Origin of the sequence: Streptomyces sp. NPDC090445 (genome assembly GCF_044769385.1) — a bacterium.
Taxonomy (GTDB): domain Bacteria; phylum Actinomycetota; class Actinomycetes; order Streptomycetales; family Streptomycetaceae; genus Streptomyces.
In genome coordinates this window covers 1-24173 of the sequence record NZ_JBIVXV010000029.1, presented here as the reverse complement: position 1 = coordinate 24173, position 24173 = coordinate 1, and the positions used below count along the sequence as shown (strand labels likewise).

Below are 24173 nucleotides of genomic sequence, written 5' to 3'. Positions count from 1 at the left end.
ACCCTGGACCGGAGCACACCCACCGAGCCGACGACGAGTCCTGATCGGGCTGTTCGAAGGTATCGATGCCTACGTCGGCCGCGTCCTGGACCACCGCGGCCCCCGCACCGTCATGACCCCGGCACCGCTATGTGCGCCTGGCGGACCCCGCCATCGCCGAGATGATCGAAGCCCTTGCCGCCCGGGCACCGCAACAGCTCGTCCCGGTCCGCTCGCTCGTTGCCGCCCGCCAGCACCGTGCCGTGGCCTTCGCCCGCATCTGCTACGATCATCTCGGCGGCTCCTTGTCCGTGGCGATCACCGACGCGATGACCGAACAGGGATTTTTGGACTGGGAGTTCGGCCCGGTCCTTACTCCCCCGGGCGCCGCATGGCTCACGGACACGGGCATCACCCAGGAAACGGCACCACACGTACGCACGTGTCTGGACTGGACGGAGCGGCGCTTGCATCTGCGGGCGCGGTCGCCGCAGCCGTATTCCACCATGCAGTTCAGGAGTCCTGGCTCGTGCCGGCCGGAGGCTCCCGCGTCGTGCGGCTGACGGACCAGGGGCGCGACGCCTTCCGACGGCACCTGGCCTGCCTGACGAGGCACTCACGGCTCACTGAGCTTGTTCTTCATGTCCGGCGATTACCCGTCCGGGCGATCATCTTCGGGGCATCGTTCGAAGCCGGAGTATAAAGAACAAGCTGAGGAGGCCCGGGGTTGGTGCTCAGGCCGCTGGTGGAGCCGATGCTGGCGCAGGCTGCGGAGTCGGTGCCGGGCCCGGCTGCGGTGCGGGCGGGTGTGGCGCCCGAGCAGAAGCTGGACGGGCACTGGGCGTTGCTGTTCACTCCGGCCGGGCCGAGCGGCACGGTGCTGGTGCAGACCCGTAGCGGGGCGCTGGTCCACGACCGGTGGCCGGACCTGGTGGCGGCCGCCGAGGAGCAGCTGCTGCGCGGCCTGGTCCTGGACGGCGAACTGGTCGTGTGGGACATGGAGGCGGGACGGTTGTCGTTCGAGGCGTTGCAGCGCCGGGCCGCCGCTCGCGCCCGCGGTGCCCGGCCCTGGCCGACCGGTGGCCGGCCTGGTTCGTCGCGTTCGACGTCTTGCAGCTGGACGGTGAGGAGCTGTTGCAATGGCCCTATGTCGAGCGGCGCACACTGTTGGAGACGCTGTTCACCGACTACGCCCTGACGGCCCCGTGGACGCTGTGCCCAATGACAACTGACCTGGCCAAGGCCCGGGAGCGGCTGGAAACCTGGACCGACGTGTCCGGGGTCGAGGGCCTGGTCATTAAGCCCCTGACCAGCCAATATCTGGCTGGCTACCGCGGGTGGACCAAGATCCGCCGACGGGACAGCACGGAGGCGATCATCGGTGCCGTCACCGGCACCCTGACCCGCCCAGGGCTTCTCGTCCTCGGCCGCTACGACACCGGCGGGCGACTGCGCGCCGTCGGCCGCACGGTCCCGCTGCGCCCGGAGGTGTCCCGGCAGGTCGGTGAGCACCTCGCCGCGGCCGGCCCGGGTCACCCTTTTGATGGGGTGCGGTTCGCTGCGTCATGGGGGAGTCGTGACCTTCTGGACGTGGTGCCCGTCCGCCCGGACCTGGTGGCGGAGGTCAGCGCCGATCGGGCCGTTGACCAGGGCGTTTTCCGGCACCCGCTCAGGTTCCAGCGGATCCGCCTGGACATGACCGCAAGCGACGTCCCGCCCTTCGGCCAAGGCCTGGCCGCGGCCGCCAGCTGACCGCCTGTCCCGCGCTGGCGAACGGGTTCCTCGGGGGCCGACGCCGATGGGTGCCGGCGCCCGTCTCGTGTCCTTCGGAGGGGTGAATCCGGGCCTGGCGTACGCGTGGGCGGCTTGTGCGGTGTGCTCCCAACTCACCCTGAAATTGGGGCTATTGATGACAAGCGGGATCTTTCGACATGTCTCCGGCGCGGCCCGATGATCGGGCCGCTGGTTGTGTGATCGGAGTGCGATCCAGATGGTGCGTTCGGTGCGTGAGGTGTACGACGAGGGGCAGGCCGCGGGCCGGCTGCGGGTGCCTCTGGCGGCCTGGCGGCCTGGCGGCCTGGCGGTGGGCGACGGGTTCGGGCCTGGCCCCGCCGACGGACGCCGGCCCCGGGCCGGTGGTCGCGGTCAGGCCGCCGACCCGGAGCAGGTCCGCGCGGCGCTACGGGGCCCGATCGGTGCCGGCGTGGCGGCGGACCGGCTGACGCAGGCTCTTGGGGTGCCGCTGCCGATTCTCCGGCCGAGGGTGACCGCCTCGGGGGTTGGTCACCTCGTGAAGGCGGGTCTCCTGGTCTACCTCGGCGGGGACACGCAGTTCCCCGACGTCCATCCGGACCAGGTGGCCGCGCTCGCCCGCCGCCGGGACCTGCCCGCTCTGCTGGACCAGCACGTGCCCCTCGGCCCGGACCAGGCCGCGCGCCGGCTCGGGGTCCGCCGGACGGAATTCGACCTGATCGCCGGCTGGCTTGGGTGGCTGTCCCCGGTCGCCTCCGTGGACGTCGACTACAAGCACCACGGCGGGATGACCACGGTCCCCTTGTACGACGCCCGGGACATCGCTCTCCTGGAGGTGGTCCGGCCTTCCGTGGATTGGCGGGCCGTGCGCACGGTCGCGGCTGGCCGCCGTTCCCCGTTTGTCGGCCTGGGACAGGTCGTCCCGGGCGCTGACCGGGGGCGGAGGTGGCGTGGATCGCCAGGGTGGGCCGGGCAGCGGTGGCGTGCTGGCGCCGTCGGCACCCCGACTTCCCCGGCTCGGTGGCCGGCACGGTCGTGCGCCCGCAGTTCGACCGCGGCGCGGTCGTCGCCTGGCTCCTCGCCCACGACAAGATCGAAGTACCCACGGGGCCGACGGTTGCCTTGCTGGTGCTGGCGGGGTCCCATGGCGCCCGGCACCGGTGACGCCTCGAAGACCCGTGGCTGGTCCTGGCCGACGACGAGGCCGGCGAGGACACGTTGTCCGGCTGGTCCACCGACGCGGACGCCGACGCGCTGGCGGCCGGGGCGTCGGTGCGCCGGCTGATGGCGCCGGGTGCGGGGGCGTTGGCGGTGCTGGGGGAGGTCCAGGTGATCGACCGGTTCCGGTCGGGGTCGGGTGGCCTGCGGGCCACGCCAACGTCATCAGCGAGCGGTTTGTGCAGGCGCTCGGCTGGGGATTCCCAGCCGAGCGTTCTGCGTGGGCGCCCATGGCGTGCGGCGGCCGGCACGCGGGGCGGAATGACGGTCGTCGTGGCACCGGCAGCAAGTGCCCCAGTCTCCAGGCGCAGCCAGCGGAGGCTTGCCCAGCCCGCACGACGCCCGCCGGATCAGCGCCGCTCGTACAGCGCCAGTTCGGGCAGGAGGCGGAACGCCTCGCGGGCCGCGGTCAGCGCCTCGTCCCACCGGTGCAGCCCCTCCAGCCTGCGGGAGAGCGTGTACAGGGCCTTGGCGAGGTCGGGGACGTGGGCGGGGCGGGTGGCGGCCAGGGTGCGGTAGACGGCGACGGCTTCCGCGAGGGCGGCGAGGGCCTCCCCCGGCCGGCCGGACTGCTCCCGCCGTACCGTCACGGCGATCAGGCCGCTCGCCAGGCCTTGTAGGTGGGCGTCCGGGTCGCGGGAGGCGAGGGTGCGGCGGATGCCGAGGGCTTCCTCGAGGGCTGCCAGGGCCTGCTCCGTGCGCCCTACGGCCGCCAGCCGGGTGCCGAGGGTGTGCAGTTGCACCGGCAGGTGGGGCAGGTGGGCCTCGGGGTAGGCGCGCGTCAGGCCGCGGAGGATCCGTACGCACTCCTCGGTGGCGGCGAGAGCCTGCTCGGGCCGATCCAGGGCCGCGTGGAGCGCCGCGACCGTGCTCAGGCTCGCGTTGAGCGCCATCAGGTGGGCGTCGGGATGGATGGCGACCAAGCCCCGGTGAATGGCCAAGGCCTCTTCGGCGGCGGCCAGGGCCTCTTCCTTCCGGCCCGAGTCCTCCAGGGCCCAGGCCAGCCGACCCAGACTCTGGGCCAGCTGGGGCAGATGGGCGTCGGGACGGGTCCTGGCCATGGCGCGGCTGAGGTGCACCACGCGTTCGGCCACCGACAGGGCCCCCTTCAGCCAGCCCATCTCCGCACCTTTGACCGCCATCTCGCTCAGCGTCGCGACGTGAGCGGGGGAGTACGCAGAGCCTGCACCGGCCATGCCGTCGTGCAGCCGGGCGGCTTCGATGAGCGCCTCCATGGCCTCCTCCTTCCGGCCCAGGTCCCACAGGCGTTCGGAGTGGATGTTCAGGCTCCGGGCGAGTTGGCGGGCCTCGGAGTCCGAACCTGCCCCGGCATCGCGACGCAGGCGCACCGCCTCCTCGGACGCGGCCAGCGCCGCCTCCTGCCGCCTGAGATCGCCCAGCAGGGCGGCGAGCTTGTTCAGACTCTCGACGAGGTCGGGGGTGCGGCCGCCGCCCAGGCCGCGGGAGAGCGCCACGGCCTCTGTGATCGTGGCCAGGGCCTCCTCACGGCTCCCGAGGTCACGCAGCCGGTCGGCGTACACGTTCAGGCTCGCGATCAGGGGGACGGCGTCCGGCAGGGAACGGGCGACGGTGACGGCTTCCCCGGCGGGGGCCAGCGCCTCCTCCCGCCGGTCCAGAGCCGCCAGGCGCGAGGAGAGGGAATGCAGGCTCCACACCAGATCGGAGGTGTGGGGGAGGCCGCGGTGGCGGGCGACAAGGTGCCAGGCCAGGTCGCATGCCCAGACGGCCAGGCGCTGGCTGCGAGGGACTCGGTCGTCGAGCTGCCTGAGGGTGTCCAGCGGGGTCCGGGGATCCGCGGCGATCTTCTGCAGGCCGGCCACGAGCGGGCCGGGACGCTCCACTTGGGTGGCGGCGGCCATCGCCGTGGGTGCCAGGACGGTGCGGTGCCGGACGCACAGCGCGGTCAGCTGGTCGTCGAGCTGCCCCGCGAAGACGGTGTGCGCGGCCGCGCGGCTGTAGAGGGTCAGCAGCCGGCCCGCCTGCTCTTCGGTGATGCCCGGTACGAGGTCGTGGGCGAGCCCGGGGTGCGCTTCTAGGCGGCGGCCGATCAGACGCTCCGTCAGCCGATCGGGCTGCAGGCTGCCCCACGGACCCGAATCGGCCGACGGATAGAGGGCGGCGATCCAGGCCAGGACGGCATCGCGGCGGTCGCGCGGCTGGTCGGCCAGCCCGCCGACCTTGCGCAGGACCTCGGCGGCCTGATCGCGGCCGGCGGCCCCCACCAGCAGGGCGGCGGCGAGCGCGGCATCGAGGGTGGCCGTGCTCAGCGCCGGACTGAGACCGCAGGCAGTCGCGCTCTGCTCCCAGTAGCGGCGCTCGTGAAGGAGCAGGCGGTCCTCGACGCCGGCCGCGGGTCCCGCCCCGTCCTCGGCCGGACCGGGGTCGGCGGCGTCCAGCAGATCGGCCAGCGCGGTCATGTGCAGGGTCAGCGCGTTGTCCATGCTCGCCCGGTTCACCTCGAGGGAGGGGAGGGCGGCGGCCAGCGCCGGCCAGTCGGGCCCCTGTCGGCCGCGCACCTCGGGCAGCGCGGCCGCGAAGGCCTCCGCCGCCCGCCGGTACGCCTCCGGACGCGCGGCCGCATCGCTCTCCAGCGCCGGCAGCGCGGCCACCGGGGTGCCGTCGAGTAGTTCTTCGGCGGTACGGCTCACTGCCTGCGCGCTGGCCCACCAGTCCCCGGCCGTCCGGGCCAGCAGGAAAACCTTGAACGGCGTGGCACCCCCGTGCTCGGCGGCGGCCTCCAGGATCGCGGCGAACTGTGCCGCGCGGGTCTCCGCGTAATCCAGCACCACCAGCAGCGGCTTGGCGGCCCGGCCCACCGCCCGCAGTTCTGCCGGAGTGGCACCGGCGCGCGGCCACAACACCGCCCAGCCGTCCGGAGCCAGGGTGGCGGCGAGCTGGTGGGCCAGCCGGGTCTTCCCCTGCCCGGCCGGGCCGTGCAGCAGCCAGCTGCCGAACCCCTCCTGCCGGCACCAGCGAGCCAACCGGCCCAGCAGTTCCTCGCGGCCGTGGAACGCCACGACTTGCCGGCCCGCCTGCAGCAGCGCCGCCGCCGAGCCCAGACCGCCGGCCGGCGCCACCGGACCGGCCTCGGCCACGTCCTGGAACTCGACCGCTTCGAGCACCATCGCACCGGCGCAGTGCTCGGCCAGCACGGCCCGGAACTCCGCGTCGTGGTGCAGCACGTACGCCGGCACCACCGAGAGCGCGGCGTGCCCGGAGCGGCCCGCGTCGGCCGCGACCACCCCGGTCAACAGGCGGCCGCAGAACATCGCGGCCCCTGACAGCCCGCCCCACGGCGACGACCCGTCGGTCGGCCAGACCGGCGGATATGGGCCGAGGTCCATCATGTGCCGGTTGGCCACGAAGCCACTGCCCGGATTCACCGTCCCCGCCAGCTGCGCGGCCTCCACCGCCGCCCCCGGCCGCTGCACCACGTCCGGTACGCCCCAGGTCGCGCAGGGCTGGCCGGGCTGCTCGGTGACCAGGCGGCCCCAGTGCACCCCCGCGCCCGCCGGTGGCCGCCACCCGGCGTCGTCCACTTCCACCAGGGCCGCATCGTCGCGCCCGCCGGGCGTGCCGCACCACACCACGGCCCCGCCGAACACCGCGTCGCCGCCCGGCCGGAACACCTGCACCAGCGTGCCGCGCCGACCGGCTACGTGTGCCGAGGTCAGCACCAGCCGCGGACCGACCACGTACCCCGATCCCGGCCCGCCCGGTCCTCCGACCGCGACCAGACGATCCCGCCTCATCGCATCCCCCGTTCCGTACGCCGACGCCCGGTCAGTCCTGGATCCGGCCGCTCACGTCGCCGGGACCGGCCGGCCGGTCCGCGCCCCCGCTGACCAGCAGATCGCCTCCGGCGGGACTCCTCGGGGTGAGAGTGAACGACACCCGGTGCGTCCGGCCGCGGGCCACCCCGGCCTCCGCGTCTGCCGTCACGGCCCACACCCGGAAGCCCGCCTTCGCCCGCGCATCGGCGCGCAGTTCGACCTCGAACTCCATCTCCACCGGCCCGACCACGAACGAGATCTCGTGTCCCGCACCGTGCGCCGCGGCCTCCAGCAGCTCGTCCCGCACCGCCGCCACCGCGTCCGCCAACCCGATCTCCACGCATCCCACCCCGTCCCCGTCGACTGCACGTCTGCCCAGGCCGAGCTTAGGGGCACGGCACCGCCCTGCGCAGGCGGTCATGAACAGTTGTCCGAGTCCGGACGAGGTCCCAATAGTTCTCGGGGAAAAAACAACGCTAAGGCCTGAGCCGCAGGTCAGCGTGCGGGTTTCACCGGGGCCGTGGCAGTCTGCGCGTCGTGCTCGCGCAGCATCCGCAGGACGGTCGCGGGCGAGGGGTGCTGTCCCTTTTTCGCGCCGGTGGTGATGACGAGCCGCTTGGCGATGTCGCGCAGGCTCATCTCCTGGTCGCGCAGGTGGAGGGCCATGGACAGCATGGACTCGTCGGTGACGCCCGCGCCGCCGAAGTTGGTGTTGATGTTGTTGTAGATCGGGATCAGCCCGCTGAGTTTGATGGGGAGGATGGACGTGCCGTCAGTGCCGTCAGGAGGCGCGGGCAGGGTGTAGGTGAGGACGACGCGCCCGTTGCCGGTGTTCGCGCCCGTGGTGAAGGTGCTGCCCACAGGTCCGGCGCTGGATCCGCCGCCACCGCCGGCGCCGGAGAACTCCGTGTTGGTGATGCCTCCGCCGCCTCTGCCGCCTCCGCCGAAGACTCCGCCGCCGCCACCCCCGCCGGCAGTGATCCCGCTGCCCGGGTTTCCGGCTTCGCCGGGGCCGCCGATGCCGCCGGTGCCGAGGGCGCCGGGGTCACCGGTCCCGCCCGTGCATCGGCGCCGATCCCACCTGCTCCGCCCGTGCCCGGCGCGTTGGGGGTCGCGCCCTCGCCGCCACCGCCGCCACCGCCGCCGGTGATGGCGGTGCCCGAGGCGCCGTCGGCGCCGTCTACTCCCGTCGGGCCACCGGTGCCACCTGCGCCGCCGGCCAGTTCGGCGGTTCCGCCGCCGCCTCCTCCGCCGCCGGCCGTCACCAGCCGGGAGGGCAGGTCGAAGGCTCCGGAACGGACGTCCGAGGCGCCCCCGCCACCACCGCCCTGGGAGAGGTCCGACGACCCGCCGGTGGCACCGCCGTTGAACCCGCCAGCGCCCGGACCGCCTCCCGTCGCGCTACCGCCCACGCCGCCCACGTTGACCTGCAGCGTCTGGCCGGGTGTGACGGCCAGGGTGCTGGTGACCACGGCACCGGCACCCCCGGCTCCTCCGGGATTGGGATCACCGGATCCGGCACCCCCGGACGCTCCTCTGGCCTCCACGGACAGCTGCGCCACCCCGCTGGGCACGGTGAACGTGTCGGCCGCCCCGGTGTAGTCGAATGTGCACGCCACCTGGCTGCCTGTTTGTACACAGGAGCCCTGCGCGCGGGCAGGGCTCGCCAGGACCGGTACGAGAGCCAGGGACACGCCCGTGGCAAGCATCACAGCCGCCAGGGAGCGGATTCGCGGCCTGGCGCCATGGTGCGGGATGACAGGTCGTGTTGAAGTGGACACTTGCGGACCTCCTTCTGCTGCCGCACGCCGGCCACCGACACGGAAGCCCGTCACCAGCGGCCAGGGCGGCACGGCAGTGCAGTACTGGAAGGGATATTCAGCTGACGGCCCCCAGAGGCCACGGAGAACGCCCCCCTCAGGGGTCGGCCGGCACCCCATGCCGCCTCACCCTGAGAAAACGCCCCGCGCCGCCGTCAACTATTCGGGACACGAGCCGAAACGGGCAGGTTGGCCGTTCAGGGCGCGGTGGCCCCGAAGGTCTGGGTGTTGGTGTTGCTGGCGCCGGGGCTGTTGAAGTTGGTGTTCGTGTTGATGTTGTTGTAGATCGGGACCAGGCCGCTGAGATCGACGGGGAGGATCGACGTGCCGCCGCCGTCCCCGTCAGCTGTGGGACAGTCGGGGCCGGGGATGTTGGTCCGGTCATTGACGAAGTCACCCCCGGGGGCGCCGCGGTCAAGCACACTGGCGGTGTTGGTGACCGTGCAGGGAGCATCGGCCGCCACGTCGACGGTGACTTCGATTGTGTAGCTCGTACCTGGCGCCAACGGGTCGGCGCTGGTGCAGAGAACTGTGTTGCTGTCATGGGAGAAGAAACAGCCGACGTCGTTGGGCCTGTTGATGAAGTCGACGTCCGCGATTGTGAGCCCTTCCGGAAGGTTGTCCGTCATTTGTGTCCCTTCGGCGGAGGTCGGTTCATCTCCGGTGTTGGCGACCGTGATGCGGTAGATCCCCTGTCCGCCGCGGGGGAAGTCCCCCGTGTGGGTCTTCGTGATGGTCAGCTGGGCCTGCGCGTAGGCCGGGGTGACCGAGACGGTGAGGGGCAGTGCGATGCCCAGTCCGAGGACGGTGCCGAGGGGAGTGAAGCGCCGCCGCAATCTGTGGATGGCCATGATGGGTCTTCTCCTGTGGTGGGTGTGGGGCCGCCAGGAGGCACAGACCCGTCTCGCGGAGGGCGGGCAGCACGCTCATGGGGACGCCTGCACCCTCAGGAAGGCGCCGAACCCGGATTGATCACGGCCGTGGGACTCGCATCACCCAATCGCCACGCAGTTCCCCTTCCCACGTTCAGCGCCCAGCTGGTGGCCTGGACGCTGTACCAGAACCTGCCCCCACTCTGCCCGGCCGGACGGCCGGGCCCTGACCCCGGAGTTTGGACACCGGAGAGACTTGGACCTTGAAGGTCCAGGAGAACGGAGTCCCCGTGGGGATGAAGCACTACCCCGCCGAGTTCAAGGCGGACGCGGTCGCGTTGTACCGGTCGAGGCCGGGAGCCACGATAAGAAGGGCGCCAGGTCGGCGGGGGTGGCCCGGCAGTACTCGGGGACGGCCGGTCGGATCGAGAATTCCCAGGTCGGTGTGTTCCTGGCCTATGGATCCGACCGGGGGCGGGCGCTGATCGACCGTGAGCTGTATCTCCCGAAGGACTGGATATCGGACCGCGCGCGGTGCCGGGCTGCCGGCATCGGCGACGCCGTCGAGTTCGCCACCAAGCCCGATATGGGTCTGCGTATGCTGAAACGCGCTGTGGAATCGGGGATCCCGTTCGGGTGGGTGACCGCCGATGAGGTCTACGGCCAGACGAGCCGTATCCGGCTGTGGCTGGAAGAACACGACATCTCTCATGTCGTCGCGGTCCCGAAAACACAGATGGTCATGACCATGGAATTCTTCGGCCAGGCACGCGCGCACAAGCTGGTTGCCGAGCTGCCCGATGATGCATGGGCCCGTATGAGCTGCGGGGACGGCGCCCACGGGCCGCGCGAGTACGACTGGGCGGCGGCCCCGGTCCGGCCCTGGCGTCGGGAAGGCTGGGACCACTGGCTCCTGGCACGACGCAGCCTCACAGATCCCGCGGATATCGCGTACTACGTCTGTTTCTGCCCGGCCGGGACTTCCGTGGAGGAACTCGCCCGGATAGCAGGGTCTAGGTGGATGGTCGAGGAGTGTTTCCAGACCGCGAAGAACGAAACCGGACTCGACCACTACCAGGTCCGCGGATACACGGCCTGGTACCGGCATATAACCCTCTCCATGGCCGCCCTCGCCTTCCTCGCTCTCCTGCGAGCCGAGGCAAAAAAGGGGATCCAGACACCGCCAGCGATCAATCCCTCATCCCCATCACCATGAATGAGGCCCGACGCCTCTTTAACCGCATCTCCTCTCCCCTCCGCCGCCAGATCCCCCACATACTCGCATGGTCTCTATGGCGAAGAAGAAGCCAAGCGCGACCTCGCATCAGCCATTACCAACGCAGAGGACATCACGGAGTGTCGTTGCAGTATTAGACCGTGTCCTACGTGGTGAGGCGGACGAGCCGCTTATAGCAGCACAGGGCAGCGGGAGGCCGAGGAAGGCGAGGTAGTTGCGGGGGTGGCGTTCGTAGCGGTGGGTGAGGCGGTGGTAGCCGGTCAGCCAGGACATGGTCCGCTCGATCACCCACCGCCGACGCCCTAATCGTTCGCTCGACTCGATGCCCTTGCGGGCGATGCGGACGCCCCTTGTCTGCGTGCAGTTTCCGGGGCTTGAAGTGGCGGCCGCGGTGGGGGTCGTGTCTCGTTTGGTTGCCGAGCACCATGGTCTTCAGGGCCTGGCTGACGTGGGTGTTGGCGGCCGAGACGCCGACGAGGAGGGGCAGTCCGGCCGCGTCCGGCAGGATGTGCATCTTGGAGCCCGGCTTGCCCCGGTCCACGGGGCTCTGACAGTTCACCACGGCGCGTTGGTCGGCCGCGGACGGGACTGCCCCGGCGGTCACCGCCACCATCGCCGCCCGGGCGGATCGCATGAACATCAGGCTTCACCCGTCTGGGCGTGGGCCGTGCCCGGCGGCTCTGCCCTCCTGCGGTTGTCGGACACGGGCGGTCTCGGCGCCCGTGCCCGGAACGTGGATCCCCGGTGGGACGAGGCGAGTGCGACGGGAGTGGCCCTGAATCCCCCTGACGGCCCGGCGCAATGACCGGTACAGCCCACAGGGGCTGGAAGCGCACGCCAACCACTCGAAAGCACAGACACCGGCCTGCCCCTCGACCGCGTCCTCTAGACGAAGCACCACTGGATCAGCGCCAGGTCCGATCCGATGCAGTCTCGCGATCGGCTGAATGGCTCCTCGTTCCTGCAGGGTTCCGGTGGCCTCGGCCGGACCCGACCCGACCCGAGCAGATGCGATCCACGGTCCTCCCAAGGTTTGTCCAAGGCCGGTCGGCCACTGTGATGCATGCCGCCGCGCCTCCCGGGGCGGCGCCTCATCGCACGGAGCGGACCGTGCACCGGCTCGCCCGACAAGGAATCGAGGATGCAGGATGACGAAATCCGCCCTGGTCGCCCTGGCAGGTGCCGTTCTGGCCACCGGCGCGACGTTCGGTGCACCGGCTCCGGCAGCCGTCGGCTCGGACACCGCCACCGCCGCCGTCTCCGGGGCCGCCGTCACGGCCGCGCCGCTGCCCGACAAGTTCCCCACCCACGCCGCGGCACTCGCCCGGCTGCGGGCGGGCGGACTCGCCGGCCAGTTCCCCGACCCGGTGTCCACGAACCACTGCTCGACCCGCAAGAAGGACGTCACCGGCTGCACCTCCTTGGAAAGGATCAACGTGAAGACGGTGGAGGGCATGCGCATCTTCGCCCAGAAGAGCAATTGCCGGATCCAGATCACCGGGGGCACGGAGTGGGGGCACGCTCCCCGCAGGGGCGACTACAACAACCACAAGTACAAGAGCCACTGGAACGGCTACAAGCTCGACATCTCGCCCACCGACTGCGTCGGGAACTACATCAAGTCCCACTACCGGCGCGACGGATCCATCGACGGCCACCCGAAGTACGTCTCCGGTGGCGGCAACTGGTACGTCGACGAGGGCGACCACTGGGACGTCACCTACTTCTAACCGCTGCCGGCCGAATGGATGTGTCATGACCAAGAGGCGCAAGGCTCTGACCGTGATCGCTGCATGCGCCGCCGGGCTCATGGCGGCCGGTCCTGCGCACGCCTCCGCCCCCGGAACCGTCACCGGTGACGGAGTGCGTGTCCGCTCCTGTCCCTCCACCGGCACCGACTGCCGGATCTTGGCCACCGCCCGGCGCGGAGACAGGATCACCATCCACTGCCTCGACGGCACTCAGGGGAACCCCTGGTTCCACGTCCGTCACGCGCGCAGCGGCACGTCGGGCTACATCGACGGCAGCTACGTCCGCCGTTCCGGGCCCGGCACCATCCCCATCTGCTGAGTGAGGAGCATGCGATGCGAGGAGCAGCAGCAGCAGTACGAGGCGTGCTGGTCGGCTTGGTCGCGGCCACCACGCTCGCGGTCTCCGCTGCACCCTCGGCGGCGGCCGTCGCCGGGAGGATCAGTGTGGACGGCGCACGCATCCGGTCCTGTGCCGGTACCGGTTCCGCCTGCCGGGTCCTGGCGCTCGGCTACTTCGGGGACGCGGTGACGCTGAAGTGCCACACGACTGTCGGCGGCCGGAGCTGGTCCAGGATCCACCACCACCGCAGCGGCAAGACCGGTTACGTCTACGGCGAGTACGTGTACCAGGACGCCGGCAACGGCGACTGGCCCCCCTGTTAATTCCATCAAAGGGAGTTCTCATGCATCTGCGTAAAATCACCGTCACCGCGGTCGCGGCCGCGGCGGGGATCACGCTGGGCCTGCTGCCCGCGAGCCTCACCACGGCCACGGCGGCGCCCGCCCCGACGGCAGCGGCCTGCAACCCCGGCGACGCCCGGGTGGTGAGCACCAGTGACATGGCGGGACCGCTCGTCGAACTGCTCTACAGCCCCTCGTGCCGCATCGCGTGGGGCCAGGTCAGGCGTGCCGAGCGCGGCGACGTGGTCGAGGTCAGGAACCGCCTCGGCGCCCGGAAGACCGCGACCGTCGGTACCGGCAGGACCACGGCCAAGACCGGCTCGGTCAACGACAAGAACACCGAGGCATGGGCCTGTGTCACGACCCACAGGGGCAACAGGGCGTGCACGGGCGGATACTGACGTGCTCCTCACCCTCTCGGCGCCCCGCGCACACTCCACCACGATTGGAGGAGCGGACTCATGAAGAGACGACTGCTCGTTGCGACGGTCGGCCTGACCAGCCTGATCGCGATGGCCGGACCCGCCCATGCAGCCTCCGCCGCAGTGTCGGGTTCAGTGCGGGCCACGACCACGTACTACACCACCCCGCGAACCGTCACCACGGGCGGCACCGATCTCCACCTCCGGCTCAACGCCCGCAGCGTGGACATGAAGGTCTGGTGGTACAAGTGCTCGGACAAGCGTGTGCGCGGCAGTGCGGTGAACTTCTGGGCCCACGAGACCGGCCGCAAGACGCTCGGCACGGACTTCGCCAAGGGCGCCACCTTCTGCCTCGCGGCGGCCGCCGACATCGGGCAGGGATCGGCCCCGTGGTCCGGAACCCTTTCCTGGAACGCCAGGTCCTGAAAGCAGGGAGACGAATGATGCGCTTGCGAACACTCGCCGCTGCCGCCTGCGGCACCGCGCTGGCCCTGGGCATCGCGGCGACGCCCGCCCACGCGGGGGAGGCGGGGCCGGCATGCGGGTACGAGGTCTGCCTCGGCACGACCAACGGCTCCGCCACCCTCTACTTCGACCGCTACGGCGGAAGCACGTGGCAGGTGTGCGACGACGCACCGGACGGCAAGCGGGCGATCGCCGAAGTCCGGAGCCCCTCGGGGCAGGTGCTCAGGCTGCAGGCCGCGGGGGGCTACGGCACGTGCAGCACCCAGCAGACCCTCTATCCGGCTCCCGCCGGCGGCAGCGCGGTCTCGCTGAAGGTCTGGGTGCAGAACGGCTCCAACGGCTCCCCGCAGTACACGAGGTACGGCACCTACCGCTGGTAGACCGCCCGGACGGACAGGCGGCCGCCCGCGGCAGAGGGCGGCCGCCGCACGCACGTGTGGCTGCCCGCACGGCGGATGACGACAGCCGGCCGGGCGACGGGCGGCGGTGAAACCGCATCCGGCCGTGGCCCCGGCTGTGAGCCCCCATGCAATCGGCCAACTCATGGACGATTCTTGGAAACCCTGCCCGGGTCGCGAATGCCCTGGGGCGGCACCGGCTACGGATCCCGGGCATGACGATACTCTTCACGGTCCTCGGCGCTGTGGAAGCACACGTCGACGGCCGGGACATCGACCTGGGTCATGCACGGCAGCGAAGCGTGCTGGCGGCACTCGCAGCAGAGCCGAACCGAACCATCCCCATCGCAGAACTCCTCGCCAGGGTCTGGGGAGAGGAGGCACCGCAGCGGCTGCGTGCCACCCTCTACGGCTACCTCTCCCGGCTCCGGCAGAAAGTCGGCGACGAGCACACCCGGATCCTGCGGCGCAGCGGCGGATACGCACTGGAGGCCGAAGAGTCCGCCATCGACCTGTTCCGCTTCCGTGCCGCCGTCGCCGAGGCCCGTAAGGGGCCGACCGGCCGCTCCGCAGCCTGCCTGACGGAGGCCCTCGGTCTGTGGCGCGGCGAGCCGTTCGCCGGCATCGAGTCACCGTGGTTCCACGGTCTGCGCGAACAGGTGCTGGCAGAAGGGCACGCCGCCCGCCTGGATCTCAACGACGCCTTGCTCGCCCTGGGCCGACACGCGGAGGCGGTCCCCGATCTTCTGGCCCAGGCCGGGCGCCACCCCTTCGAGGAACGTCTGGCCGCCCAGGTCATGCTGGCGCTCCACCGCTGCGACCGGTCGGCCGACGCGCTCGCACAGTACGCGACCATACGGACGAACCTCGCCGAGGAGCTCGGAATCGAACCCGGACACGCCCTGCGGGAACTGCACCGCAGGATCCTCGTGTCGGACCCGGCGCTCGAAGGCCCGGCCGGCACGGGGGTGGCCGAGCCCGCCGGCACGAACACCGACCACACGCCCACACCCGTGCCGCGCCAGTTACCCGCGCCACCCACGGCGTTCACGGGCCGGAGCCGTGAACTGGCGACCCTCGACGACCTGCTCAAGGCACCGTCCGGTGCGGAGCACGTCCTGGTCATCGCCGCCATCGGCGGTACCGGAGGCATCGGCAAGACCTGGCTGGCGCTCACATGGGCCCACGAACACCTCGACAGCTTCCCGGACGGGCAGTTGTACGCCGACCTGCGCGGCTTCGCTCCCTGCGCCGAGCCGGCCAACACCTCGGCTGTGGTGTCCGGTTTCCTCAACACGCTCGGCACCGCGCCCGAGGCAACCCCCGCCGACCCCGCTGCCCAGGCGGCGTTGTACCGGTCGCTGCTCGCCGAGCGTCGCATGCTGATCGTTCTGGACAACGCCCGAGACGCGGACCACGTACGCCCGCTGCTACCGGGCAGCGCCACCTGCGCCGTGGTGGTCACCAGCCGGCAACAGCTGACCGGACTCACCGTCACGCACGGTGCCCGCTGCATCAACCTCGAGCCGCTTCCCGACGAGGAGGCACGCACGGTCTTCACCCGGGCCCTCGGCCGGGACCGCGTGACGGCCGAGTCCGAGGCCGTGACCTCCCTGCTGCGACAGTGCGCAGGACTGCCCCTCGCCCTGGCCCTCGTGGCTGCACGCGCCTGCGCACGGCCGGACTTCGGCCTCTCGGTCCTGGCCGACGAACTCGACGACGTCAGCACCCGCCTCGACGCGTTGGGCAGCGGTGACCTCAGCACCGACGTACGCAAGGTCTTCGAGACGACCTACCGCACGCTGGACGACGAGACCGCCCGGCTGTTCGCCTTGCTCGGCCTCTCACCGGGGCCGGACATCAGCCTGCCCGCAGCCGCCAGCCTCGCAGCCCTGCCGCTTCCCCGAGTCCGCACCCTGCTGCACAACCTGGAGCAGGTGCACCTGGTGCACCACCACACCCCGGGCCGCTACCGCATGCACGACCTGATCCGTCTCTGCGCAGCCGAACGCGGCCGACTCCACGACCCCACCGCCAAGGACGCGGCACTTGCGCGGCTCTCCGCCTTCTACCTGCACACCGCGCATGCGGCCAATCTGGCTCTCAACCTCGAGTGCCCGCGGTTCCCCCTCACACCCCCGCCGGACGGCTGCCTGCCGCTGACGTTCCCCGAACGCGATCAGGCCATGGCGTGGTGCGTGACGGAGCACGGCAACCTGACGGCCGCCGTCGAGCGGGCAGCCGCGGACGGTGACCACGCCACCGCGTGGCAGCTGCCCACCGTCCTGGTGCCGTACTTCACCACCCGCAAGTCATGGGCAGACGCCGTCGCGGCCAACGAGACGGCCCTGGCGGCCGCACGACACCTGGGCCACCGGCCGGCCCAGGTCTGGGCCTTGCTCAGCCTCGGCTTCGTCGACCAGCAGACACAAAACCGTCCCCACCGCGCCCTGACACGCTTCCGGCTCGCCCTGGACATCAGCAGGACCATCGAAGCCCCCTGGGAACAGAGCACGGCGCTCATCGCGCTGGCCGAAGCCTGCCGTCATCTCCACCGTCCCGACGAGGCGCTTGCCGCCTTGGAGGAGTCCCTCGAACTCTGTCGCAGGTTCGGCTTCCGCCGGCTGGAGGCATGGGCCCTCAAGGAACTTGGCCACGCCCTCCAGGATGCGGAACGGACGGAGGAGTCGCTTGAGCACCTGCAGCACTCACTGACCATCCTGCGGGAGGTACAGGACCGGTACAGCGAGGCGATCACCCTCGAATGCCTCGGCCGGACGCACCACATGCTGGGGCACCTCCAGGAGTCCCTCGCCTGTCTGCAGGACGCCCTGGCCATATCCAGGGCAGACGGGTATTCCTGGACGGAGGCACAAACGCTGGAGGCCCTCGGCCACGCGCTCTCGGCGGTGGGCGAGACGGACGGTGCCCGCCGTGCGTGGCAGCGCCGGCTGTCCATACTGGAGGACCTCAGGCACCCCCACGCCGCCGATGCCAAAGCCACGCTCGCGGCCCTCGGCCCTCAATGACGCGCCCGGAGACCGGCCGCCACCCGGTCTTGCCCCCTGCAGCCGCCCGGCACCGCCGAGCCCGCGCCTTCCCCGTCCTCGCCAGTAAGACGGCAGGTGGTAGGCCGTGATCCAGTCCTGCGCGTCGATGAAGGCCCGCATTCGGCGGTCTTTGTGGACGTTCAGGATGCCCCTATGTTGCGTCAAGCGGCAGAAGACGAGGCAGCAAGGGCCGACGACGGCTGGATCTGTCGGTATATCTCGCGAGCGACGTAGCGTTTGAGGCAGCGGATGGTCTCGCGTTTCGACATGCCCTGTTTCGTGCGTCGTTCGAGGTAGACACGGGTGCGGGGATCACGGCGGAGGCGTGTCACGACGGTGCGGTAGAGGGCGGCGTTGGCCTGACGGTTACCCCCGCGTTGAGCCTCCGGCGCTGGGTCTTTCCGGATGAGTGCTCAACAGGGCTGACGCCGCACCTCCCATCTGTCACCGGCGCAGGTGACGTCCGCGGTCTCGCAGGCCGTCGCCACCCGGGCCGCGGTGACGTCGCTGACGTTCAAGCACGTCCCCCCGCCACTCGCGGTGAGCGGTGCCGTGCAGGCGCTCGCCCTGGCGGTCCGCTTCGGACCGGCCTTCGACCGTACGCAGGGGCGGGCCGTGCAGGCGCTCCCGCGGCGGTACCGCGTGGACATCTCGTCGGCTTCCTCGTCCGCGAGCACGGCGATCCGCCCGCCTTCCTCGGTACGCCGCCCTTCGGCAACAACCCGCTGGTGCTCGGGCATGCCTGGCCGCGCCGTCCGCGGCGGCACCGAAACCCTTCACAGGCGACGTCCATTTCAACGAGCCCCCACGTGGACGAACCGGACCGGCCTGCTCACCGCTTCCAGGCCGCCGCGGTGCACGAGATCGGCCATGCCCTGGGCCTGGGCCACACGACTACCGACACCGACTCCGTGATGACCGCCTCCGGCGGCGACGGAAGGCGCGAACTCTCCGCGGTGGACATCGAAGCCGTCCAGAAGCTCTACAGGCCGATCCGCTGGCCGCGCGACGCGACGGGCGGCTGCTGAGCGCCACCCGGGGGGCCGGGCGCTCTATTTGGTCCGATCATGACAGTGGGGGGTGGCATGATCAGCAAGTGGTCGACCGTTTGACGGCAGGGGTGGGGTTGTGAAGGCAAGGCTGGCTGTGCGTGGTCTCGCGGCGCTGGTGCTGTCGGGGGCGGGGGTGGCGGGGTGTTCCGCGGAGTCGGACGCCGCCGGGCCCCTTGGGAAGACGGCCGACGCCGTGGCGAAGGCAGGGGCGGCCGAGGTCAGCGTACGGGTGACGTCGCCGCACACCGGCGGCCTGCCGGTGGAGATCAAGGGCGCCTACTCGTGGGCCAACGGGTACGCCATGGAGGCTCGGACGCCGGCCGGTTCGGCGCTGGAGGAAGCCGGCAAGGGGGGCACCGCCGCTGTGCGCCTGGTCCAGGACTCGTACTTCTACGAGACCGAGGACGACCCCGAGGGCAAGCGCTGGTTGAAGGTCAAGGCCGCGGAGGTGAGGGAGGCGTCCGACGCGGAGGCTCTCGGCGGGCCGGAGAACGCCGTCTCCGCGATTACGGCCCTTACGTCGGCGAAGGACGTGGCCAGGGTCGGCGAACAAGATGTGAACGGCAGGTCGGCCACCCGTTACAAGACGACCATCCCGCTGGGGAAGCTGCATCAGGACGCCGAGAGGCCCTGGCACGGCGTGGTCCCGAACGGTGTCGACATGGTGGCCGAGGTATGGGTGGACGGCAAAGGCATGCCCGTGCGGCTGTCCCAGACAGCGGGCGCCACCACCGTGGTGACGGACTTCCTGTCCTTCGGAGTCCCCGTCGTCGTCTCCGCCCCTCCGGCCGGAGAGACCGCCGAGAGCGGGGCCTAGCTTGACTCCGTCGGGGATTTTGGAGTTCCCCGGCGCGGCAGCGTGATCTGCGGGCGTGTTCAGGGCGAGGCGGCCACGGCCGTCGCGGTCATCGCCGCCGGCGCCCTGGGAGCCGGCGGAATCCAGGTCACCGTGCACATCAAGCGCTTGGGAGCTCCATCTGGCTCCATTCCTAGGCGAGTTGTCAATCTCCGAGGCTCGCCGGGGCCCTTCCGGCCGTCCGCGTCCCCGACCAGGCGGAGGTGTGTGCGAGGTGGGCGGTCCGGGTGCGGGTGTTGAGCGTGTACACGTCGACGGAGCATTCCGTGACCGACGACTTGAGGATCACGAAACTCGCGTGCCGAGAAGTCCTGCCGGCAGGCGGTATGGCTGCCGTACCGCCTGCCGTCACTGCTCTTCCCCGCCGCCCAGAAGACGATCTGCCGGCTGCCCCGGCTGCCCCGGCTGCCCCGGCTGCCCCGGCTGCCCCGGCTGCCCCGGCCGCGCGGGTCGGTTCCAGGATCTGCGGCGTGTGGTCGTGGACGGAGAGGATCAGGTCGGCGCGGCCGCAGACGACCTCCTCGTAGAGCTCCCTGAGGTGCACGCCGCTGGTGTAGTGGCCGAACCAGTTCCGCGCGATGCTCGCCGCTGTACGCGACCCGCAGCCCGCCGCAGCCCGCCGCCCCTCACCACAGCCCGCCACGGCGACGGCCCCACAGCCGAGCGCCCAGCAGCCTGTCCAGCCCGCGCCGGGCCGGACCCCACCCACCGGAGGAAGCGCATGACCGCCACGCCGTCGTCGGACCCGAGGATCGAGGCCGTCGCCGCACGGCTGAGGGAAGCCGCCCAGGAACGCGCCGACACGTACGGGCCGCCCGCGGACTGGCAGCCGATCTGGAAGCGGCCCGGGAAGCCGAAGTCCGTCAAGGCGAAGAAGGCGGAGCTGGCCAAGCAGCGCAAGCGGCTCAAGGCGGCCGGGATACGCGCGGGCTCGGTCAGCTCCGGGAGCTTCTCGTAGCGCCGGTTGATGTTCAGCAGCGGCGTCCAGTCCCTCCGCATCGTGAAGAGGGCTTCCTGGCCCGGGAAGGCTGGCTGTGGGACGAGCGGAACGCGGGCGGCCTGCCGCTCGGCGACCTGCCGGTCACGTTCGGGGCGCTGGCTCGACAGCTCGTAGCCGCGCAGGACCCGCAGGCCGACGGAGAACGGATCCGCGAACCACAGCTGCGTGAACGGCTTTTCCTTGGCGGCCAGCCCGTTGACGTTCACGTGGAGGCAGCAGCCGCGGCAGTGACCACCCTTCAGCGGCAGGTCCTCGCGGCAGCGTTCGCACTGGCCAAGGGGCCGGTTCTTGTGCTCGCCGTGCCAGGTCTGGCAGGCATGACAGCGGCGCTTGTGGATGCCGAGCATCCAGGCGTTGCAGTCCCGGCAGGATCGGGGGGACGGCGGCGGAGAAGGGGGAGCGGGGTCGGGATGTAACCGGATTTCGGGGGCCGCCTCCGCCTTGGCGGCGCTGGCGCCTGCCGGGGATGGAGCATGCCGGCCCTCGTCAGGATCTTCCGGACCGCGGTCCAAAAGTTCGGCAGCTCATCCAGGGCTTCCTCGGGCACCAGGCCGTGCCCCTCGGCGTCCCGGATGGCCAGGGCCAGGCGGATCATCTCCGCTGCGGCACTCGAACGCCTGGCTGTGGTGACGATGCAGGGCATCGTCCGCCCGATGCCGACACCGGGTGGAGCCCATCGAGTGGCCACTCAGCGGACTCCATCCAGTGGGCGCCACTCCACGCAGTGGACTCCACCGGGTGGAGTCCACTGCGGTGCGCACCGATTGACGTGGGCTTCACTCTCGGGCGCATTACGATGTCCCGCACCGCACCGGGTGCGCACCATTCGACGATGCGCGGCACTCTCGCCCGCACCCCAGTGCGCCGCACCCGATGTGCACTCCCACCCAGCGCGGGCCACCCCCTTGACCGGGTTTGGTCGACCTCCTTGACCACGTTCGGCTCCACCCCTTGACCAGGTGCGCGACCGGCATGTTTCTCCTTGACACAGCCGGTTCCGGCCGCCGATCGGGGCCTGGTCAAGGGGGTGTGTGATAGGGCCCCCGCCACCGCCGCCGCGCACCTGGTGGGGTGGCAGGGTGGTGCGCATCATGGCTCCGGTGCGGTCCGGTGCGGTCCGGTGCGGTCCGGTCCGGTGCCCCGCTCGGCGGTGGAGGCCACCCGATGGGTGCGGTGCGCACCACCGCCGTCCGCGATGTGCACTACGCGATGGAGAGGTGCACCGGGTGGGCTCCGGACGGTGCGGGGTGGGCGGCGAGGGCCTGGACCACTCCGACTGCCTCCAGCTGGCGCAGGACTTCGGCGACGTCCTCGTGGCCGTCGGTGAGGAACTGCAGGACGACGTCGATGACGGCCCCGGCGATGCCCTCCGCTGAGGTCTGTCGACAGTGCCGCCTTTCAGGAGGCGCCGCTCCGTCTTTATGATCACGCTAGGCACAGACCTGGGGGGAAAGAATGCCGAAGCCGGAGAACCGCGCTGTCGTCGACCCAGAGATACCTGAGAGCGATCAGAAGGTGCTCCTAAAGGTCGACGACGCCTTGCTGCCGTCGGCGGATGGCAGCCGATCACCAAGCCCAACAGCGGACGAGGTGCGGCGCCATCGAAGAGCGGCGGAGCGCGTACGCAACCCGAAGCAGCAGCAGAACCTTTCCCTCGGCCCTGCAGGGAGCGGCTGCCTCGCCATCTTCTTTGGGGCATTCGCCATTCAGTTGGCTAGCCCCCCTGCCTCTTGGTGGGGCGTGGCTTTGGGGGGTACCGCTGCAGCTGTCGCCCTTCTGGTCTGCGTAGGGCAGATCATGCTTCGGCGCGACGACACCCGACACCGGCGGACGGCTATCCAGTACCGCAACCGATACGTCTGCCCCTGTGACCTGGAGCAGCGGCAACGGAGTCTTCTGGTGCGCGCCTCAACAGCCGTAGACACCATCCTCACCTCACAGGCCCACAAACGTCAGCTCATCGACGCCACGCGAAATCAGGTGGAACTACCGCCGACGCTGTGGAATATCGCGCAAGACCTTGCTGCGATCGACCGGCTTGCAATGAAGCACCGGGCAAACAAGGCCAGCAGCGCTGGTGGCGGTGTCGACGCCGCGCTTGTCACCAGGGAAGCAGCCATCAAGGCCAGCCGCCATGCTGTCGAGACTCGTGTGAAGGCGCTGGAGCAGTACGCGGCGAAGGTACTACGTCTCGACGCGCTCTGGGCGCAGCAACGGCAGCTTGAAGCCCTCGAAGCCGACTCCGACGAGTACCTCAAGCTCTTGGCGCAGACCACCGGGGACAACTTCACGGTCGACCGACTTCGGGCAGCTGAGGATGAGGCGACGGAGATGGCTGGCCCGCTGCTCGAAGCAGTCCTCGGAGCGCGGCAAGCCGCTGAACTCGCGCTGCCCCAGGCGAACAGCACAGTTTGATGGGTTCTGGCTCTGGCGAGGCTTGGCTGCTCTTGGTGAGCGATCTGGGGATCGCGGTCTACGACCATCGCGGCAGCCGGTAGGAACCGCGGGAGGGATGCACCGGCCGTGCGGTGGAAAAGTCCGGTGAGTTCGCCGGATCCTGCACCGGTGAGTTCACCGCTTTCCTCACTGTTGCTGGTCGGCGGGCTGGTGGGTGTGTGGGTTGTTCCGTCGAGGCGACGGGAGATTGAACCGGGCGGGTCTCCGAGCTCTGCGCCGCACCCACAGAATGATCACGGCTCGATAACAGGCGTCACGCCGTCGGCTTCCCCGGCACCTGTAGCAGGTGAATGCGGGACTCTGCCCGGAGTCCCACGCCCACCCGCGTGGAGGAGCCCCGACCATGACGTACGCCAGCAGCGCCAGGCAGCCGGAGCCGTGCCCGGCCTGGTCAAGGGGTACTGAGAGCCCTGCAGACGCCCCGGATTCCAGGGCCGCGTCCAGTGCCGTGAACGATTCCAACGACATTCCCATCGCCGCAGTTCACACCGCCCGTCAGGGGTCTGCCCGGCACGCTGACACCTCTCTCCCTACCCCTGAGACACCAGCGAAGGGGAAGAAGTCCACTCCCACGGCCGGGAAGGTACGGGCCGCCGTCCTGGCCGTGCCGACCCCGACCAGCGAGGTCCGCCTCTTCGAACTCGACAACGGCACCATGTCCCAGGCCCGCCTCGCGCGTGAGGTCTGGGACTACGAGCGCTACGCCGGGCACCGCGTCTGGGAGGGAGCCCGCGGCACCATCGGCACCACGTACCCGTTCTGGCAGCGCCACCGCTGCACCCGCTCGAAGACCTTCCCGCGGCTGCACGTCGTCCTGGCGGGCAAGGCCGAACACCTCCTCGACAACCGCCTCCAGGCGCTCACCGCCGATGTGCAGGGCATCACCATCGCGGTGTGGGCCAACACCCTGCCCCGGCTCCAGCGCGGCGAGCCCTGGTACGAGATCGGCGTCGAAGACCCGCACCGGCGCCGCGCCCGCCACCCCGAAGCGGTCGGCCGCTGACCGGCGCTGGGCAAGCCCAAGGGGAGCCTGGGCAAGCCGCCCCGAACACCGGCTCGCCCACCCCTGCCGGAGGCGCTCCGGCCAGGCGGCATCGGTCACGGCCATCCCCGGCCTTCCCGGCGAGGGCCCGGGTGACCGATGACGGGTGACCGATGACCGGTCACCGCCTCGGCCGGGGAGTTGCATGGATCGGTCACGGCGCTGACGTGCCGTTTGACCGATTGCGGGAGACGGATCGGTCACGGCCGGCCCGCCGATCGGTCACGGGAAAGCCCTCGGCACGGAGGGCTTGCCCAGCGTCCGGATCGCGTGGCGGGATGGTTTCCGAGGTCGTGGCGTCACCGTCCGGGACGCGGAGGCCCGGAG

The 24173-nt window shown here is 70.9% G+C and carries 22 protein-coding genes and 2 pseudogenes; 18 read left to right on the top strand and 6 right to left on the bottom strand.

The genetic code is table 11. The features are described from left to right. The first annotated feature begins 161 nt into the window (after positions 1-161). The 4 genes from ACIQUT_RS33475 (at position 162) to ACIQUT_RS33460 (ending at position 2895) form a co-directional block, all read left to right on the top strand. Positions 162-542 (top strand): hypothetical protein, encoded by a 381-nt coding sequence (locus tag ACIQUT_RS33475; RefSeq protein WP_403568571.1) that lies wholly within the window; start codon positions 162-164, stop codon positions 540-542. A gap of 191 nt (positions 543-733) precedes the next feature. Further along, positions 734-1177: a hypothetical protein gene (locus ACIQUT_RS33470; RefSeq protein WP_403568655.1), complete on the top strand. Its 444-nt coding sequence runs from the start codon at positions 734-736 to the stop codon at positions 1175-1177. Continuing rightward, complete coding sequence (locus ACIQUT_RS33465) at positions 1090-1731, top strand: ATP-dependent DNA ligase (protein ID WP_403568569.1); 642 nt, start codon at positions 1090-1092, stop codon at positions 1729-1731. The genes ACIQUT_RS33470 and ACIQUT_RS33465 overlap by 88 nt, the downstream gene beginning before the upstream one ends. 963 nt (positions 1732-2694) lie before the next feature. Beyond that, positions 2695-2895: a hypothetical protein gene (locus ACIQUT_RS33460; protein WP_403568568.1), complete on the top strand. Its 201-nt coding sequence runs from the start codon at positions 2695-2697 to the stop codon at positions 2893-2895. Between the two features lie 404 nt (positions 2896-3299). On the opposite strand, the gene ACIQUT_RS33455 is transcribed toward ACIQUT_RS33460, so the two are convergent. From ACIQUT_RS33455 to ACIQUT_RS33440, 4 genes are all read right to left on the bottom strand, one after another. Then, a complete protein-coding gene (locus ACIQUT_RS33455) occupies positions 3300-6722 on the bottom strand; it encodes a tetratricopeptide repeat protein (RefSeq protein ID WP_403568566.1) in 3423 nt (1140 codons plus the stop codon). Positions 6723-6753: 31 nt separating this feature from the next. Then, positions 6754-7083, bottom strand: a complete 330-nt coding sequence (locus ACIQUT_RS33450; RefSeq protein WP_403568565.1) for a trypco2 family protein — start codon at positions 7081-7083, stop codon at positions 6754-6756. A 155-nt stretch (positions 7084-7238) separates the two neighbouring features. Next, positions 7239-7604: a hypothetical protein gene (locus ACIQUT_RS33445; protein ID WP_403568563.1), complete on the bottom strand. Its 366-nt coding sequence runs from the start codon at positions 7602-7604 to the stop codon at positions 7239-7241. Positions 7605-8760: 1156 nt separating this feature from the next. Next, positions 8761-9414: a hypothetical protein gene (locus tag ACIQUT_RS33440; protein WP_403568561.1), complete on the bottom strand. Its 654-nt coding sequence runs from the start codon at positions 9412-9414 to the stop codon at positions 8761-8763. Positions 9415-9691: 277 nt separating this feature from the next. Between ACIQUT_RS33440 and ACIQUT_RS33435 the strand changes: the two genes are divergently transcribed. After that, a complete protein-coding gene (locus ACIQUT_RS33435) occupies positions 9692-10651 on the top strand; it encodes an IS701 family transposase (RefSeq protein ID WP_403568559.1) in 960 nt (319 codons plus the stop codon). A 166-nt stretch (positions 10652-10817) separates the two neighbouring features. Here the strand turns inward: ACIQUT_RS33435 and ACIQUT_RS33430 are convergent. Next, positions 10818-11219: pseudogene (locus tag ACIQUT_RS33430) on the bottom strand (transposase); the annotation flags it as partial. A 601-nt stretch (positions 11220-11820) separates the two neighbouring features. Here ACIQUT_RS33430 and ACIQUT_RS33425 point away from each other — a divergent pair. The 7 genes from ACIQUT_RS33425 to ACIQUT_RS33395 all read left to right on the top strand — a co-directional run bounded on the left by ACIQUT_RS33425 (position 11821) and on the right by ACIQUT_RS33395 (position 17418). Further along, entirely contained in the window at positions 11821-12402 is a 582-nt protein-coding gene (locus tag ACIQUT_RS33425) for a hypothetical protein (protein ID WP_403568558.1), read from the top strand. 25 nt (positions 12403-12427) lie between these two features. Beyond that, positions 12428-12742 carry an SH3 domain-containing protein gene (locus ACIQUT_RS33420; RefSeq protein ID WP_403568556.1) on the top strand — a complete coding sequence of 105 codons (315 nt, stop codon included), beginning with the start codon at positions 12428-12430 and terminating at the stop codon, positions 12740-12742. 14 nt (positions 12743-12756) lie between these two features. After that, entirely contained in the window at positions 12757-13086 is a 330-nt protein-coding gene (locus tag ACIQUT_RS33415) for an SH3 domain-containing protein (protein WP_403568554.1), read from the top strand. A gap of 20 nt (positions 13087-13106) precedes the next feature. Beyond that, positions 13107-13505: a DUF2690 domain-containing protein gene (locus ACIQUT_RS33410; RefSeq protein WP_403568552.1), complete on the top strand. Its 399-nt coding sequence runs from the start codon at positions 13107-13109 to the stop codon at positions 13503-13505. Between the two features lie 60 nt (positions 13506-13565). After that, positions 13566-13952: a hypothetical protein gene (locus tag ACIQUT_RS33405; RefSeq protein WP_403568551.1), complete on the top strand. Its 387-nt coding sequence runs from the start codon at positions 13566-13568 to the stop codon at positions 13950-13952. A gap of 17 nt (positions 13953-13969) precedes the next feature. Next, positions 13970-14371 carry a hypothetical protein gene (locus ACIQUT_RS33400; RefSeq protein WP_403568549.1) on the top strand — a complete coding sequence of 134 codons (402 nt, stop codon included), beginning with the start codon at positions 13970-13972 and terminating at the stop codon, positions 14369-14371. A 233-nt stretch (positions 14372-14604) separates the two neighbouring features. Then, a complete protein-coding gene (locus ACIQUT_RS33395; protein ID WP_403568547.1) occupies positions 14605-17418 on the top strand; it encodes a BTAD domain-containing putative transcriptional regulator in 2814 nt (937 codons plus the stop codon). 182 nt (positions 17419-17600) lie between these two features. Here the strand turns inward: ACIQUT_RS33395 and ACIQUT_RS33390 are convergent. Continuing rightward, positions 17601-17872, bottom strand: a pseudogene (locus ACIQUT_RS33390) (transposase); the annotation flags it as partial. Between ACIQUT_RS33390 and ACIQUT_RS33385 the strand changes: the two are divergent. The 6 genes from ACIQUT_RS33385 to ACIQUT_RS33360 all read left to right on the top strand — a co-directional run bounded on the left by ACIQUT_RS33385 (position 17817) and on the right by ACIQUT_RS33360 (position 23807). Continuing rightward, the gene (locus tag ACIQUT_RS33385; RefSeq protein ID WP_403568545.1) at positions 17817-18467 is read left to right on the top strand and encodes a matrixin family metalloprotease; all 651 of its coding nucleotides are present in this window, start codon (positions 17817-17819) and stop codon (positions 18465-18467) included. The pseudogene ACIQUT_RS33390 and the gene ACIQUT_RS33385 sit on opposite strands and share 56 nt — an antisense overlap. A gap of 118 nt (positions 18468-18585) precedes the next feature. Beyond that, positions 18586-19308 (top strand): hypothetical protein, encoded by a 723-nt coding sequence (locus tag ACIQUT_RS33380; RefSeq protein ID WP_403568544.1) that lies wholly within the window; start codon positions 18586-18588, stop codon positions 19306-19308. 760 nt (positions 19309-20068) lie between these two features. After that, positions 20069-20305 carry a hypothetical protein gene (locus ACIQUT_RS33375; protein ID WP_403568542.1) on the top strand — a complete coding sequence of 79 codons (237 nt, stop codon included), beginning with the start codon at positions 20069-20071 and terminating at the stop codon, positions 20303-20305. Between the two features lie 1268 nt (positions 20306-21573). Continuing rightward, positions 21574-21723, top strand: coding sequence for a hypothetical protein (locus ACIQUT_RS33370; protein WP_403568540.1), 150 nt, complete (start codon positions 21574-21576; stop codon positions 21721-21723). A gap of 79 nt (positions 21724-21802) precedes the next feature. Beyond that, complete coding sequence (locus tag ACIQUT_RS33365; protein ID WP_403568539.1) at positions 21803-22762, top strand: hypothetical protein; 960 nt, start codon at positions 21803-21805, stop codon at positions 22760-22762. Between the two features lie 646 nt (positions 22763-23408). Continuing rightward, complete coding sequence (locus ACIQUT_RS33360) at positions 23409-23807, top strand: replication-relaxation family protein (RefSeq protein ID WP_403568537.1); 399 nt, start codon at positions 23409-23411, stop codon at positions 23805-23807. Positions 23808-24173: the final 366 nt, after the last annotated feature.